Raw genomic sequence first — 14,447 nt, forward strand, 5'->3', positions numbered from 1 at the left:
AACGATGATTTCGATGGTCACGCATAAGAAAATCTGGGGAGCGGGTCGATAATGCCGGCATGAACATTCCGTTGAACGCCTTGCGAGCCTTCGAGGCCTCGGCCCGCCACCTCAGTTTCACCCTGGCTGCGCAGGAACTGAACGTCACCCAGGCGGCGGTGAGCCAGCAGGTCAAGAATCTGGAGGCGCGCCTGAACACGTTGCTGTTCCGCCGTCTGCCGCGGGGGCTGGCGCTGACCGACGAGGGGCTGGCGTTGCTGCCGGCCCTGTCCGATGCCTTCGGGCGCCTGCAGTCGGTGCTGCAGCAGTTCGAAGGCGGCCGGGTGCGTGAAGTGCTGAACCTCGCCGCGGTGGGCACCTTTGCCGTCGGCTGGCTGATGCCGCGTCTGGCTGCTTTCCGGCAGGCGCATCCCTTCATCGATCTGCGCCTCTTCACCCATAACAATCGGGTGGACCTGAGCGCCGAGGGCCTGGATTTTGCGATCCGCTACGGTGACGGCGCCTGGCACGGCATGGGGGCTGAACGCCTGGTGGATGCGCGCATGGCGCCGGTGTGCGCGCCGAGGCTGGCGGCCGCCTTGAAGACTCCGGCCGACCTGCTCGATTGCGAGCTGCTGCGTTCCTACCGGGCGGACCAGTGGCCGCGCTGGTTCGCCGCTGCAGGACTTGCCGATCCCTTGATCCGTGGGCCGGTGTTCGACTCGTCGCTGGCGATGGCCGAGGTGGCGGTGCAGGGCCTGGGCGTGGCCCTGTTGCCGGTCGCCATGTTCGAACGCCGGCTGCGTGATGGCCTGCTGGTGCAGCCCTTCGAGCCGACCGTCAGTACCGGGCAGTACTGGCTGACCTGGCAGAAGTCCCACCCGCACACCCGCGCAATGCGCGAGCTGCATGGCTGGCTGGTCGCGCAATGCGCGGCTGTCAGCCCCGCCAACGGTGACGAGGTGGTCGATCCGTGAGCGGCACCGCCCGCAGGGCTGATGCGGGCGGTATTCCTCGGTCAGGCCGGGCGGCCGCTTTCCTGCCGGGCGGATGCGATGAAGGCCGACACCAGGCCGGCGATGTCCTCGGGGCGTTCGCGGTGCGGCACATGGTAGGTGTCGGGGATGATCTCGACACGCGCGGGCCCGGCGCAGAGCTCGCCTATCATCTCGGGGTGGCGCGTGGTGCCGTACTCGTCGTGGATGCCGTGAATGGCCAGCACCGGACAGCTCACCCGCGGCAGGACGGGTGTGAGCGACCACGAGGCGAAGTCCGGATGCAGCCAGGATTCGGTCCAGGCGGCGAGCACCCAGCGGGCTTTGTCGCCGTGGTACTTCTCCAGCCGCTGGACCTGCGTTGTGTCCTTGAACTGTTCCTTCGCCGCCGCGATGTTGCGCAGCGTGAGTTCTTCCGGAAAGACCTGCGCCGACTCGGTGATCAGCGCCTCGCAATCCGCGGCGAACTCGGCCGCGCAATTGACGGCCATGCCGCCGCCGACGCTGTGGCCGAAGGCGACGAAGCGCTGGATGCCGAGTTGGGCGCGCACAGCCGGGAAGTAGGTCTTCGCCTCGTCGGCAATGAAGTCGAGCGCGGGCTGGCCGGCGCGCGCGTCGGAGCGGCCGAACCCGAGCCTGTCGTAGGCGACGACCCGGCGTCCGGTGAGCGCGCTCAGTCGTGCCGGGAAGTCGCGCCACAGATCGACGCAACCGAGCGAGTCGTGAAACAGCACGATGGGCGCTTCGGCCGCTGCCATGGCCGGACCGCCGGATGGCGTCCAGCTGCGCGCGAACAGTCGTCCGTGCTCGTGTTCGACCCAGCTGTCGTGGTGGGAGACGTTGGGGCTGGTGGGGTCTGACATGGTCTTGTTCTCTATGAGTGCGTTGCCGCGGCGTCTCGCGCCGTCCGGATAGGCAGGGGCGGATGCAGGGCGGAACGAGCGCATCCGCTCCGTGCCGGTGAAGCTGCGCCAGTGTCGATTTTTGTTCGCGTTGACGTTAACGTCAACAAATTCCTGCGGCCCCGCCCGGTGCCCGGCGAAGCGGCATGTCGGTGGCCGACTCCGAGGCAGCCGGCCACACGATGCGCCCCTGTCCGGCCTCCTGCAGTCGCGCCAGCAGGGCAGGGGCGTGTTCTTCCGGCAGGCTGAAGACCAGTTCGACCAAGGCGTCGTGGCGGACCTCTTCCAGGGCCGCCCCGGCCATGTCGAGTTCGCGCCGCAGGCGGCCTTCCAGCGCGTAGGGTACGGCGCAGCGGAGCGTGCGCCGGCGCACGATGGCCACCTTGGTGGCGCCGAGCAGGGCCTGCGCGACACAGTCGGTATATGCCCGGACCAAGCCGCCGGCCCCGAGCTTTACCCCGCCGAAGTAGCGCACCACGGTCGCCAGCACGCCCTCCAGATCCTGATGGCGCAGCACATCCAGCATTGGCCGTCCCGCCGTTCCGGATGGCTCGCCGTCGTCGACGGCGGCCGATTGCCCACCCGCCAGCAAGGCCCAGCACACGTGCGCGGCGCCCGGATGCGCGGCACGCAAGCCGGCCACGACCTGTTGTGCGGCAGCGCGATCGGTCATCGGCTGGACGCACGCGATGAAGCGGCTCTTCTTGATCAGGAGTTCGCTATGGGCGGCGGAGGAAAGTGTCTGCGGCATGGTCGGGCGGGTCTGATTCTCTGGCAGGCAAGGATGCGAACACGTGGTCGATGAAGGCGCGCAGGCGGCCAAGGTGGCGCAGGTCGCGATGGTAGCCGACGTAGACGGTCCGGCCCGGTGGCGTTTCGCCCAGGTCGATGCGGGAGATTGCCGGAATACGGTCCGCCAGCAGGCAGGGCAGCACGGCGATGCCGGCGCCGGCGATGCACTGCGTCGCCTGCGCCTCCCGGCTGTTGCTGGTGAAGCCGACGCGCGCATTGGGCAGGCGCTTTCGCAACCACTGAGCGTCGGGAATGTCGGCAAAGGCGGCGTCCATGGTGATCAGCACGCAAGCGGTGCCGTCGCCGGGCGAGGGCCGGGGCAGCTGCGGAGCCGCATAGACGGCGTAATCGAGCTGCATGAGCGGGCGCTGCACGACGTCGGGCTCGTCGAAGGGCTTGATGCGGAAGGCCAGATCGGCCTCGCGTCGCGCCAGGCTGAACAGCCGGCTGTCGGTGATCAGCTCCACCGACACGCCGGCGTGCAGCTTGCGAAAGCCCGCCACGATGGGGCTGAGGATGTGCGCGCCGAACCAGTCGGACGAAGAGATGCGTAGCAGGCCTTCGAGTGCCTGAGTCTGGCCGGCCAGGCGACGTTCCAGCGTCAGGGCGGCCTCTTCCATCTGCTCGGCGTGGGCGAGCACTACGCGGCCTTCGTCGGTGAGGATGAAACCATCGCTCGTCCGCTGAAACAGGGCGTGGTCGACGGCCGCTTCCAGTGCCCGCAGGCGCCGACCCATGGTGGGCTGGGTCTGCCCCGTCAGGCGTGCCGCGCCGCTCAGCGTGCCGCTACGCGCTATGGCGAGAAAGGTCTTGAGGTCGCTCCACTCCATGGCTTGCTCCGGGTTATGCATTGGTGCATGAAAGATATGCGATATCTTGGATTTTCATTCATTTATGAATGGAAAAGAATGGCTCCAGGATCAATCACAACGGAGTCACGATCATGGAAAGGACGACCACCATGCAGGCCCTCTACATCGAAGAAGTGGACGGCCCCTTCATGCGCCGCGAACTTGCGCTGCCCGCGGCGGGCGCCGGCGAAGTGCTGGTGCGCATCGCCGCCAGCAGTGTCAATCCCCTCGATACCAAGATCCGCGCCGGCCGTGCCGAGCATGCGCGTCATCCACTCCCGGCCGTGTTGGGCATCGACCTCGCCGGCATGGTGGTGGCGGTGGGCGAGGGCGTCACGCACTTCCAGCCGGGCGATGCCGTGTTCGGCATGACGGGCGGCGTCGGCGGCGTACAGGGTTCGCTGGCCGAATATGCGGCCGTGGATGCCAGACTCCTGGCACACAAACCGGCCAGGCTCTCGATGCGGGAGGCTGCCGCACTGCCGCTGATCTTCATCACGGCCTGGGAAGGCCTGGTCGACCGCGCCCGAGCGGGTGCCGGCAATAAGGTGCTCGTGCATGGCGGCGCGGGCGGTGTGGGCCACATTGCGGTGCAGCTCGCCAAGGCTCGCGGGGCCGAGGTGTATGCCACGGTATCGGCCGACGACATGGCGACGGTGGCGGCTTACGGCGCAACGCCGATCGACTATCGGGCGCAGTCTGTCGCCGACTATGTACGGCAACATACGGCGGGGGACGGTTTCGACATCGTCTATGACACGGTAGGCGGCGCGACCCTGGACACCTCCTTCCAGGCGGTCCGCAGCTACCACGGTCATGTGGTGAGCTGCCTGGGCTGGGGGACGCATGCCCTGGCGCCGCTATCCTTCCGTGGCGCCACCTACTCGGGGGTCTTTACCCTGCTGCCGCTGCTGACCGGCCGGGGGCGCGCACATCACGGCCGGATCCTGGCCGAGGCCGCCCGCCTCGCGGACGCCGGCCTGCTTCGGCCCAATGTCGATGCGCGCCGCTTCGATCTCTCCACCGTCGATGAGGCACATGCCTTGCTGACCGGGGGCCGCGCCAACGGCAAAGTGGTGGTGGATGTTCTGGCGTCCTGAGCGGACCCTGCGAGGCCGGCGGCACACCCTGTTCCGGTCGGCTGAAGCGAATGCGCGGATGTGGGCAGGCGCGACGAGGTGGAAACGAAAAAAGCCCCTGATCGCTCAGGGGCTTCATTCTGAATAGTGGCGGAGAGGGTGGGATTCGAACCCACGGTAGGCTCGCACCTACGCCTGATTTCGAGTCAGGTACATTCGACCACTCTGCCACCTCTCCGCGTCCCGCCGACGCCGGGGCGTCTTGAGGAGCGCGCATTATACGCAGGGTTTTGGCGAAGTGTTGGATTTTTATGGGCGTAGGTCGAAATTCCCGTGCGATCGATCCGCATGGGCACATTGCCGGGCGGGCGCGGCTCAAGCAGAATCAGCGTCCCTTATGCGGACATGCATCGTGCTTCGTATCCTTTTCTGTCTTCTGCTTGCGGTGATGATGGCCGGTTGCGCGCCCGAGAAGTCGGCGCGCATCGCCGATTTTCGCACCCTCGGCGAACTCAGGGTGGCGACCCGCATGGACGCCGTGTCCTACCGGGTCGAGGCCGACGGGACGGTATCGGGCTTCGAGTACGACCTGTTGATGAGGCTGGGCGAGACGCTGGGCGTGCCGGTGCGCTTCATCGTTTATCCGGATTCACTGCGTGCGATGGATGCGGTGATCAATGGCGAGGCTCATCTCGCCGCTGCCGGTCTCGCCCGCAATGATCGCCTGCCGCTGCGCTGGTCGGCTCCGTTGCGCGAGCTGGACTACGTGCTTGCCGGCAAGGCCGATGCCGCCGAGATCGACCGGGAGTCGGATCTCGGCGGCCACAAGGTCAGCGTGCGCCGCGGTTCGCTGCCGGCGGATGCGCTGGAGCGCATCCGTCAGCGCGTGCCGGACCTGCAGGTCCACTATCCGCACCGCGCCGGCGACCAGGATCTGCTGCAACAGCTGGCCGAAGGCAGCTTGGATCTGGTTGCGACCGACCGGGTGCACTATGCGCTGGCTGCGCGAATACACCCGGCGCTGGCCATCGTCTACGATCTGCCGATCAAGTCGCACATTGCCTGGGCGATGCCGCGCGACCACGATGCCGATCTCGGCAGGACGGTGGAGGGCTTTCTGGCCGATGCGGCCGGCAACGGCCTGATCGCCCGCGTTGCCGATCGCTATTTCGGCCACGTGCGCAGACTCAACGACGTGGATATCGAAACCTTCCTCGGTCGGGTCCAGGAGCGCCTGCCGCGCTTCCGGTCGCATTTCCAGGAAGCGCAGGCCCGTACCGGCATCGACTGGCGCTACCTCGCCGCGCTGTCCTACCAGGAGTCGCACTGGGATCCGCTCGCGACCTCGCGCACCGGTGTGCGCGGCATCATGATGCTGACGGTCGATACCGCCGATCGTCTCGGCGTCGCGGACCGGCTGGATGCGCGTCAAAGCATTCTCGGCGGTGCGCGCTACCTGGCGATGATCCGCGAACAGTTGCCGGACGAGATCGCCGAGCCGGACCGTTCCTGGATGGCGACGGCAGCCTACAACCTGGGCATGGGGCACATGAACGGCGCCCGCGCCATCGCCCGCAAGCTGGGCAAGGACGACGCTTCGTGGTGGGAGATGAAGTCGGTGCTGCCGCTGCTGTCGCGCCAGGATTACGCCGCGCGGCTGAAGTCCGGCCCGGCGCGCGGCGGCGAAGCGGTGATCATGACCGAGAACATCCGCAACTATCACGACATCCTGATGCGGATCGAAGCCCCCTTCGATGCACGCAAGGCGGTGCCCAAGCTGCGCCTGTCGGCCAGCGGCTGGTAGCGGGTGGGCCGGCCTAGCCGGCCTGGGGGCGCTCCAGCCGCCGGCTGGCGCGCGAAAGCGCGAAGCAGCCCGTCCAGTAGATCGCGCCTATGAAGACGTAGCCCTCGAGCTGATAGCTGCGCCATTCGGCATCGCCCGCCAGCGCGATTTCGAGCGCGCCGGTCAGTTCGTAGAGGCTGACGACCACCACCAGCGAGGTGTCCTTGAACAGGTTGATGAAGCTGTTGGCGATCGACGGCGTCGCGTTGCGCAGCGCCTGCGGCAGCAGGATGTGACGCTGGGTCTGCCACCAGCCCAGGCCCAGCGCGGCGGCGGCCTGGCGCTGACCGTCGGAGATGGCCAGCAGTGCGCCGCGGATCGCCTCGGCGAGGTAGGCGGCGGCGAACAGCGTGATCGCCACCTGCACGCGGAACAGCACATCCACCTGCCAGTCGGCCGGCAGCAGCAGCGGCACCAGGAAGGAGGCGAGGAAGAGTGCCGGCACCAGCGGCACGCTGCGGATCAGCTCCACATACACCGAACACACCGCGCGCATCGCCGGTAGCGGTCCGCTGCGGCCGAGCGCCAGCGCGATGGCGAGCGGGAAGGCGGTAGCGATGCCGCCCACCGCCAGCATCAGCGTCAGCGGCAGGCCACCCCACAGTTCGGTGGGCACCGGCGCCAGCCCGGCGAGGCCGCCACCCATCAGCAAGGGGAACAGCGCCAGGGCGGCCAGCCAGGCAGCGCCGACGAGGCGCCAGCGCCGGGCGCCCGTTGCGCTGGGCCGCCGGCCGGCGGCAAGCAGTGTCAACGCGATGGCGACGAGCAGGACCAGCGTCGCCAGCAGAGGGCGCCACTGCGCATCGTAGGGGTAGCGGCCGAACAGGATGGCACGGTGCTTCTCGGCGATCACGCCCCAGCAGGCGCCGCGGGCTGCCTCGCAGCGTACGGTGTCCGCCACCCACACCGCATCGACTACGGCCCAGCCGATCAGGCGCTGGCCGAGGAAGAGCAGCAGGGCGAGGATGACGAGCGTGGCGAGCGACGACCATGGGCCGTCGAACAAGCGGCTGCGCAGGCTGGCGACTAAACCGCGGCGCGGGGCAAGGGAGGCGGTTCTCATGCGTGCTGCCAGTGGCCGAAGCGGTGCTCGAGCAGATGGGCGAGGCCGATGCCGAGCGCGCAGATCGTCACATACACCGCCACCACGATGGCGATGCATTCCACCGCGCGGCCGGTCTGGTTGAGCGTGGTGTTGGCGATCGACACCAGGTCCGGATAACCGATCGCCACCGCCAGCGAGCTGTTCTTGACCAGGTTGAGCGCATGGTTGGCGAGCGGCGGCACGATGGCCGGCAGCGCCTGCGGCAGGGTGATGTGGCGCAGGATCTGGCCGCGGCGCAGGCCGAGCGCGGCCGCCGCCTGCGTCTGGCCGGCGGACACCGCCTGCACGCCGGCGCGCACCGATTCGGCGACGTAGCTGGCGGTGTAGCTCGCCAGCCCGATGAGGAGCGCGAGGTATTCCGGCGACAGCTGGGCGCCGCCGCTGATCGAGAAACTGCCGCGCTCCGGCAGCTCCAGGCCGTCGCTGCCGGGCCAGGGCAGGGCGAGGCCGTTCTTGCCGAGATACACATGGGGCAGCAGTTCGATCGCCTGCGCCGCCGGCGGCAGCACCGCGGTCAGCACGAAGTACCAGGCAAGCAGTTGCAGCAGCAGCGGGATGTTGCGCAGCGTCTCCACGTAGGCGGTGCAGCAGGCGCGCAGCAGCGGGTTGTGGGCGATGCGGCCGAGGCCGACCAGGAAGCCGATCGCGAGCGCCGCGAGCGTGGCCGGCAGCGCCACCCGCAAGGTGTTGGCGAGGCCGACGCCGAAGGCCTTCAGGTAACTTTCCGCCGGGTCGAAGGCGGGCACGCCCTCCGAAATCCAGAAGCCCGCCGACTGCAGCAGGAAGTCGAAGCCGCTGTGGATGCCGCGTTCGCGCATGTGGCCGGCGGCGGTGGCGGCGAGCAGCCACAGGGCGGCGGCGATCAGCGCGAGCAGCCCCAGTTGCAGCAGCAGGCTGCGGCCTGCGGTGCCGGGCCGGGTCACCGCAGCGGCGGGGCGTACATCAGGCCGCCCTGGCTCCACAGCGCGTTCTGGCCGCGCGGCAGGCGCAGCGGCGAGCCGGCGCCGAGGTTGCGTTCGAAGATCTCGCCGTAGTTGCCTACCGCGCGCACCGCGCGATAGGCCCACTGCGCATCCAGCCCGAGCGGCTTGCCGAGGTCTTCGGTCTTGCCGAGCAGCCGGCCGACCGCCGGATCGCCGCCCGCGGCCTGCTTGTCGGCGTTGTCGCGGGTGACGCCGAGCTCCTCGGCCTCGATCAGCGCGTAGATCACCCACTTGACGATGGTGAACCACTCGTCGTCGCCACGTCGCACGATGGGGCCGAGCGGTTCCTTGGAGATGGTCTCGGGCAGGATGAGGTAGTCGTCGGGCTTGGGCGCTTCGCCGGCGCGGATGCCGGCGAGGCTGGAGGCGTCGGTGGTGTAGGCGACGCAGCGGCCGTTGAAGAAGGCCTTGAGCGAGGCGTCGAACTTCTCGAACACCACCGGCTTGACGCGGATGCCCAAGCGGCGGAAGTAGTCGGCAAGGTTCTTTTCGGTGGTGGTGCCGGACTGCACGCAGATTTCGGCGTCGCGCAGCTGCTTGGCGCTCGTCACCTTGATCGACTTGGGCACCAGGAAACCCTGGCCGTCGTAATAGGTGATGGCGGTGAAGGCCAGGCCGAGCGAGGCGTCGCGGGTGAGCGTCCAGGTGGTGTTGCGCGACAGGATGTCGACCTCGCCGGCCTGCAGCGCCGAAAAGCGCTGCTGCGAGCCGAGCGGGACCCACTTCACCTTGTTGCCGTCGCCCAGCACCGCGGCGGCCAGCGCGCGACAGACGTCGACATCCAGCCCGCTCCAGTTGCCGCGGCTGTCGGTGGCGGAAAAGCCGGGCACGCCGGAGCTGACGCCGCAGGCGATTTCGCCCTTGCGCTTGATCTGGTCGAGGGTGGCGCCGGCCTGGCTGGCGGGGGCGAACAGCGTGCTCGCCAACAGCAGGGCGAGCGCGGTCGAGAGACGTCGAAAGGGATTCTTCATGGCAGCGGGAAGGTGTCCGGAAGAGGACGGAGCGCCGATTCTTGCACGATTCGGCGCGAATGGCGCCCGGCCGAGGCCGGGACACGCCCGCGGCATGCTGCCATGCCGTGCCGAGGGCGGCTTGCCTACTGCGTCGACACCTTGGGAAATACCGCGTCGCGCACCTTGGCCTCGGTCAGCGTCGGCGAGCAGCATTCGATGAAGCGCAGCGCGTAGCCGCGCAGGTAGTGGCCGCGACGCAGCGCGATCCAGGTGGTGTTCATCTCGAACAGGCCCTTGCTGTCGAGCAGCTTGAGCCCGGCGTCGCGTTGCGGATGGAAGGCCATCGCCGCGATGATGCCGACGCCGTGGCCGAGCTCGACGTAGGCCTTGATCACGTCGGCATCGAGCGCGGACATCACGATGTCGGGCGTCAGCCCCGCGCGCGCAAAGGCGGCGTCGATGCGGGTGCGGCCGGTGTAGCCCTCGTGGTAGGTGATGATGGGGTATTCGGTCACCGCTTCCAGCGTCAGCGGATGGACCTGGGTGAGCGGATGGTCCTCCGGCACGATCAGGGTGTGCTGCCAGTGGTAGAAGGGGAAGCTCACCAGGTCGTCTTCGTCGCCGAGCGCCTCGGTGGCGATGCCGATGTCCACCTGGCCGCCGCGCAGCAGCGCGACGATCTCCTTCGGTCCGCACTGGTGCAGTTCGAGGTGCACCTTGGGGAATTCCTGCTTGAAGCGCGTCACCACCGGCGGCAGCGCATAGCGCGCCTGGGTGTGGGTGGTGGCGATGGCGAGGTGGCCCTTGTCCTTTTGCGAGAACTGCTCGCCCAGGCGCTTGATGTTCTGGGTATCGAGCAGGATGCGTTCGACGATGGGCAGCAGTTCCTTGCCCGGCTCGGTCAGACCGAGCAGGCGCTTGCCGCGGCGCACGAAGAGTTCGACGCCGAGCTCGTCCTCCAGGTCCTTGATGTGCTTCGAGACGCCCGACTGCGCGGTGTAGAGCGCGTTGGCGACCTCGGTGAGGTTGAAGTTGCGCCTCACCGTTTCGCGCACGATGCGCAATTGCTGGAAGTTCATGGTCAGGCTGCCTCGCGCGGGAATACGCGCAATTGTGACGGTACCAGGCGGACACGCTGGCCTTCCGCGAGCGGCAGGCTGGCCAGGCGTTCGCGGGTGAGCACCACCTCGTAGTGGCGCGGCAGGCCGCTGTCGCCCTCGGCTTCGACGGCGTCGAGCTCCACCCGCACGCTGGCGCCGAAGGCGAGCACGCGGGCGACGATGGCATCGACGCCGTTGGGCGCGGCGAGGTCGGTGACGATGTCGAGTTCGTGCGGACGGGCGAAGCCGACCACATCGACGCCGTGCTCCGCATCGCGGCCGTCGTGCGGCAGCACCGCCTCGCCGACGCGCACGTGTTCGCCATCGACGCGGCCGTGGAAGAGATTGACCGCGCCGAGGAAGCCATAGACGAAGGGCGTGGCCGGGTGCTCATAGACTTCCTGCGGGGTGCCGACCTGTTCCACCTTGCCCTTGTTCATCAGCACCACGCGGTCGGCCACTTCCAGCGCTTCTTCCTGGTCGTGGGTGACGAAGATGGAGGTAACGTGGAGTTCGTCGTGCAGCCGGCGCAGCCAGCGACGCAGTTCCTTGCGCACCTTGGCGTCGAGCGCGCCGAAGGGCTCGTCGAGCAGCAGCACGCGCGGTTCCACCGCCAGTGCCCGGGCCAGCGCGATGCGCTGGCGCTGGCCGCCGGAAAGCTGCGCCGGGAAGCGGTCGGCCAGCCAGTCGAGCTGCACGAGTTCCAGCAGGCGATGGACGCGCTTCCTGATCTCGGCTTCGCTCGGGCGTTCCTTGCGCGGCTTCACGCGCAGACCGAAGGCGACGTTCTCGAACACGGTCATGTGGCGGAACAGCGCGTAATGCTGGAACACGAAGCCGACCTGGCGTTCGCGCACATGGGTGCCGGAGGCGTCTTCGCCTTCGAGGATGACGCGGCCGGAATCCGCCGTTTCCAGCCCGGCGATGACGCGCAGCAGCGTGGTCTTGCCGCAGCCGGAGGGGCCGAGCAGGGCGACCAGTTCGCCGCTGGGGAAGTCGAGCGAGACGTCGTTCAGCGCGGTGAAGCTGCCGAACTGCTTGTGGATGTTTTCGACCTGGATGCTCATGGTGCGTGCTTCCTCATTCCGATTCGGTATGCGTCTGGCCGGCCTTCCACTCGATGAAGGACTTCAGGCCCAGCGTCACCAGCGCCAGCAGCGCCAGCAGGGAGGCCACCGCGAAGGCGGCCGCGAAGTTGTATTCGTTGTAGAGAATCTCGACATGCAGCGGCATGGTGTTGGTCTGGCCGCGGATGTGGCCGGACACCACGCTGACCGCGCCGAACTCGCCGAAAGCGCGCGCGTTGCACAGGATCACGCCGTAGAGCAGGCCCCACTTGATGTTGGGCAGGGTCACCCGCCAGAAGGTCTGGAAGCCGGAAGCGCCGAGCACCACCGCGGCTTCCTCCTCCTCGCGGCCCTGGGCTTCCATCAGCGGGATCAGCTCGCGGGCGACGAAGGGGAAGGTGACGAACACCGTCGCCAGCACGATGCCGGGCACCGCGAAGATGATCTTCACGTCGTGTGCCGCCAGCCAGCCGCCGAACCAGCCATGGGCGCCGAACAGCAGCACGTAGATCAGGCCGGCGACCACCGGCGACACCGAGAACGGCAGGTCGATCAGCGTGGTGAGGAAGTGCTTGCCGCGGAACTCGAACTTGGCGATCGCCCACGCCGCGGCGACGCCGAACACCAGGTTGAGCGGCACCGCGATGGCCGCGGTGATCAGCGTCAGCTTGATCGCCGACAGCGCGTCGGCATCCGACAGCGAGGTGAGATAGGTGATCCAGCCCTTGCGCAGCGCCTCGGCAAACACCGCGATCAGCGGCAGCAGCAGGAACAGCGCGAAGAAGCCGAGCGCCAGGCCGAGAATGGTCCACTTCACCCACGGCGCTTCACGCGTCGCGGAGTTGTCTTCGTAACGGCGGGCGTCGGCCCGGCCGTGCAGTACGCCAGCGGCGGCAGCCATCAGCGGTTCCTCCCGGTCCGTTTCGCACTCCACGCCTGCAGCAGATTGATGACCAGCAGCAGCGCGAAGGAGAACACCAGCATCACCACGGCGATCGCGGTGGCGCCGACGTAGTCGTATTGTTCGAGCTTGGTGATGATCATCAGCGGCGTGATTTCCGACACCATCGGGATGTTGCCGGCAATGAAGATGACCGAGCCGTACTCGCCCACCGCGCGCGCAAAGGCCAGTGCAAAACCGGTCAGCAGCGCCGGCAGCAGGATGGGCAGGATCACCTTGGTGAAGGTCTGCCAGCGATGCGCCCCCAGGCTGGCAGCGGCTTCTTCGAGCTCGGTCTCCATGTCTTCCAGGATGGGTTGCACCGTGCGCACGACAAAGGGCACGCCGATGAAGACCAGCGCCACCAGCACGCCGAGCGGGGTGAAGGCGACCTTGATGCCGAGCGGTTCGAGCAGCTTGCCGACCCAGCCGTTGCCGGCGTAGAGGGCGGTGAGCGCGATGCCGGCTACCGCGGTGGGCAGCGCAAAGGGCAGATCGACCAGGGCGTCGATCAGCTTCTTGCCGGGGAAGCTGTAGCGCACCAGCGCCCACGCCAGCATCAGGCCGAACACCGCGTTGATCGCGGCGGCGAGCAGCGAGGCGCCGAAGGACAGCTTGTAGGAGGCGATCACGCGCGGGTTGGTGACCACGGTCCAGAAGTCGGCCCAGCCGAGGCTGGCCGTCTTGAGGAAGACAGCAGCCAGCGGCACCAGCACGATCAGCGACAGATAAACCAGCGTGTAGCCGAGCGACAGGCCGAAGCCCGGCAGCACGCGGGTCTGGCATGTCGGGTTGAAGAAGCTTGCAGCGCTCATCAGCGGTTCACCACGATCTGGTCGTAGATGCCGCCGTCGGCGAAGTGCTTCTTCTGCACGTCGGCCCAGCTGCCCAGCAGTTCCTCGACCTTGAAGGCCTTGATCGGCGGGAAGCGGTCGGCGTTGGCCTTGAGCAGCGCTTCCGAACGCGGCCGGAACCAGTGCTTGACGATGATCTTCTGGCCGTCGTCCGAGTAGAGGAAGTCGAGGTAGGCCTTGGCTTCGGCGGCGGTGCCGCGCTTGGCGACCACGCTTTCGACCACCGCCACCGGCGGGCTGGCATCGATGGTGATCGACGGATAGACCACGTCGAACTGGCCTTCGCCCAGCTCCTTGGCGATCTGAGCGGCCTCGTTCTCGAAGGTGACGAGCACATCGCCGATGTCGCGCTGGGTGAAGGTGGTGGTGGCGCCGCGGCCGCCGCCGTCGAACACCGGCACGTTGCGGAACACCTGGGTGACGAAGTTGCGCGCGTCGGCTTCGGAGCCGCCCCTGGCGACCACGCTGCCCCAGGCGGCGAGATAGGTGTAGCGGCCGTTGCCGGAGGTTTTGGGGTTGGGGACGATCACCGACAGGCCGTTGCGGGCGAGGTCGTTCCAGTCCTTGATGTTCTTCGGGTTGCCCTTGCGCACCAGGAACACCGAGTAGGTGGTGTAGGGCGTGGCCTCGTGCGGGAAGCGCTTGCGCCAGTCGGGTGCGACCAGCTTGCCGCGTTCGACCAGGATGTCGATGTCGGTGGACTGGTTCATCGTCACCACGTCGGCTTCCAGCCCAGCCGCCACCGACAGCGCCTGCTTGCTGGAGCCGCCGTGGGACTGGTTCACCGTGACGTCCTTGCCGGCTTTCGCCTTGTACCAGGCGGAGAAGGCGGGGTTGATGTCCTTGTAGAGCTCGCGGGTGACGTCGTAGGACGCATTGAGCAGCGTGGTCTGGGCATGGGCGGCCGGCAGTATGGCGACGGAAAGTCCGCCGAGGGCGACGACGAGCAATGTGCGAAGACGGAAGTTCATGCGTGCATTCCTGTTGGTTTCAACTTCCAGGCG

General features: G+C 67.8%; 14 protein-coding genes and 1 tRNA gene. 3 read left to right on the forward strand and 12 right to left on the reverse strand.

The features are described from left to right. Positions 1 to 59 precede the first annotated feature (59 nt). Positions 60 to 956: a LysR family transcriptional regulator gene (locus CJ010_RS08360; protein WP_141017610.1), complete on the forward strand. Its 897-nt coding sequence runs from the start codon at positions 60 to 62 to the stop codon at positions 954 to 956. A gap of 41 nt (positions 957 to 997) precedes the next feature. Here the strand turns inward: CJ010_RS08360 and CJ010_RS08365 are convergent, their stop codons facing one another. The 3 genes from CJ010_RS08365 to CJ010_RS08375 form a co-directional block, all read right to left on the reverse strand. Continuing rightward, positions 998 to 1,837 (reverse strand): alpha/beta fold hydrolase, encoded by an 840-nt coding sequence (locus CJ010_RS08365; protein ID WP_141017611.1) that lies wholly within the window; start codon positions 1,835 to 1,837, stop codon positions 998 to 1,000. Between the two features lie 142 nt (positions 1,838 to 1,979). After that, the gene (locus CJ010_RS08370; RefSeq protein WP_141017612.1) at positions 1,980 to 2,627 is read right to left on the reverse strand and encodes a YigZ family protein; all 648 of its coding nucleotides are present in this window, start codon (positions 2,625 to 2,627) and stop codon (positions 1,980 to 1,982) included. Next, entirely contained in the window at positions 2,596 to 3,498 is a 903-nt protein-coding gene (locus CJ010_RS08375; protein ID WP_141017613.1) for a LysR family transcriptional regulator, read from the reverse strand. Before CJ010_RS08375 ends, CJ010_RS08370 begins: the two co-directional genes overlap by 32 nt. 113 nt (positions 3,499 to 3,611) lie before the next feature. On the opposite strand from CJ010_RS08375, the gene CJ010_RS08380 reads away from it, so the two are divergent. After that, a complete protein-coding gene (locus tag CJ010_RS08380) occupies positions 3,612 to 4,619 on the forward strand; it encodes a zinc-dependent alcohol dehydrogenase family protein (protein WP_141017614.1) in 1,008 nt (335 codons plus the stop codon). Between the two features lie 127 nt (positions 4,620 to 4,746). On the opposite strand, the gene CJ010_RS08385 is transcribed toward CJ010_RS08380, so the two are convergent. Continuing rightward, positions 4,747 to 4,836: transfer RNA gene (locus tag CJ010_RS08385), tRNA-Ser, on the reverse strand. A gap of 174 nt (positions 4,837 to 5,010) precedes the next feature. Here CJ010_RS08385 and mltF point away from each other — a divergent pair. Beyond that, positions 5,011 to 6,402 carry a membrane-bound lytic murein transglycosylase MltF gene (gene mltF / locus CJ010_RS08390; protein ID WP_240794532.1) on the forward strand — a complete coding sequence of 464 codons (1,392 nt, stop codon included), beginning with the start codon at positions 5,011 to 5,013 and terminating at the stop codon, positions 6,400 to 6,402. A gap of 13 nt (positions 6,403 to 6,415) precedes the next feature. On the opposite strand, the gene CJ010_RS08395 is transcribed toward mltF, so the two are convergent. From CJ010_RS08395 to CJ010_RS08430, 8 genes are all read right to left on the reverse strand, one after another. After that, complete coding sequence (locus tag CJ010_RS08395; RefSeq protein ID WP_141017616.1) at positions 6,416 to 7,504, reverse strand: amino acid ABC transporter permease; 1,089 nt, start codon at positions 7,502 to 7,504, stop codon at positions 6,416 to 6,418. Beyond that, positions 7,501 to 8,469: an ABC transporter permease subunit gene (locus tag CJ010_RS08400; protein ID WP_205754918.1), complete on the reverse strand. Its 969-nt coding sequence runs from the start codon at positions 8,467 to 8,469 to the stop codon at positions 7,501 to 7,503. The genes CJ010_RS08395 and CJ010_RS08400 overlap by 4 nt, the downstream gene beginning before the upstream one ends. Beyond that, positions 8,466 to 9,500: an amino acid ABC transporter substrate-binding protein gene (locus tag CJ010_RS08405; protein ID WP_141017618.1), complete on the reverse strand. Its 1,035-nt coding sequence runs from the start codon at positions 9,498 to 9,500 to the stop codon at positions 8,466 to 8,468. The genes CJ010_RS08400 and CJ010_RS08405 overlap by 4 nt, the downstream gene beginning before the upstream one ends. 125 nt (positions 9,501 to 9,625) lie before the next feature. Continuing rightward, a complete protein-coding gene (locus CJ010_RS08410; protein ID WP_141017619.1) occupies positions 9,626 to 10,561 on the reverse strand; it encodes a CysB family HTH-type transcriptional regulator in 936 nt (311 codons plus the stop codon). Positions 10,562 to 10,563: 2 nt separating this feature from the next. Next, positions 10,564 to 11,649 carry a sulfate/molybdate ABC transporter ATP-binding protein gene (locus CJ010_RS08415; protein ID WP_141017620.1) on the reverse strand — a complete coding sequence of 362 codons (1,086 nt, stop codon included), beginning with the start codon at positions 11,647 to 11,649 and terminating at the stop codon, positions 10,564 to 10,566. Positions 11,650 to 11,662: 13 nt separating this feature from the next. Further along, positions 11,663 to 12,550 carry a sulfate ABC transporter permease subunit CysW gene (gene cysW / locus CJ010_RS08420; protein ID WP_141017621.1) on the reverse strand — a complete coding sequence of 296 codons (888 nt, stop codon included), beginning with the start codon at positions 12,548 to 12,550 and terminating at the stop codon, positions 11,663 to 11,665. Continuing rightward, positions 12,550 to 13,404: a sulfate ABC transporter permease subunit CysT gene (gene cysT, locus CJ010_RS08425; RefSeq protein WP_141017622.1), complete on the reverse strand. Its 855-nt coding sequence runs from the start codon at positions 13,402 to 13,404 to the stop codon at positions 12,550 to 12,552. Before cysT ends, cysW begins: the two co-directional genes overlap by 1 nt. Then, complete coding sequence (locus tag CJ010_RS08430; RefSeq protein WP_141017623.1) at positions 13,404 to 14,414, reverse strand: sulfate ABC transporter substrate-binding protein; 1,011 nt, start codon at positions 14,412 to 14,414, stop codon at positions 13,404 to 13,406. Before CJ010_RS08430 ends, cysT begins: the two co-directional genes overlap by 1 nt. Between the last annotated feature and the right edge of the window lie 33 nt (positions 14,415 to 14,447).

Source organism: Azoarcus sp. DD4 (assembly GCF_006496635.1).
GTDB lineage: Bacteria > Pseudomonadota > Gammaproteobacteria > Burkholderiales > Rhodocyclaceae > Azoarcus.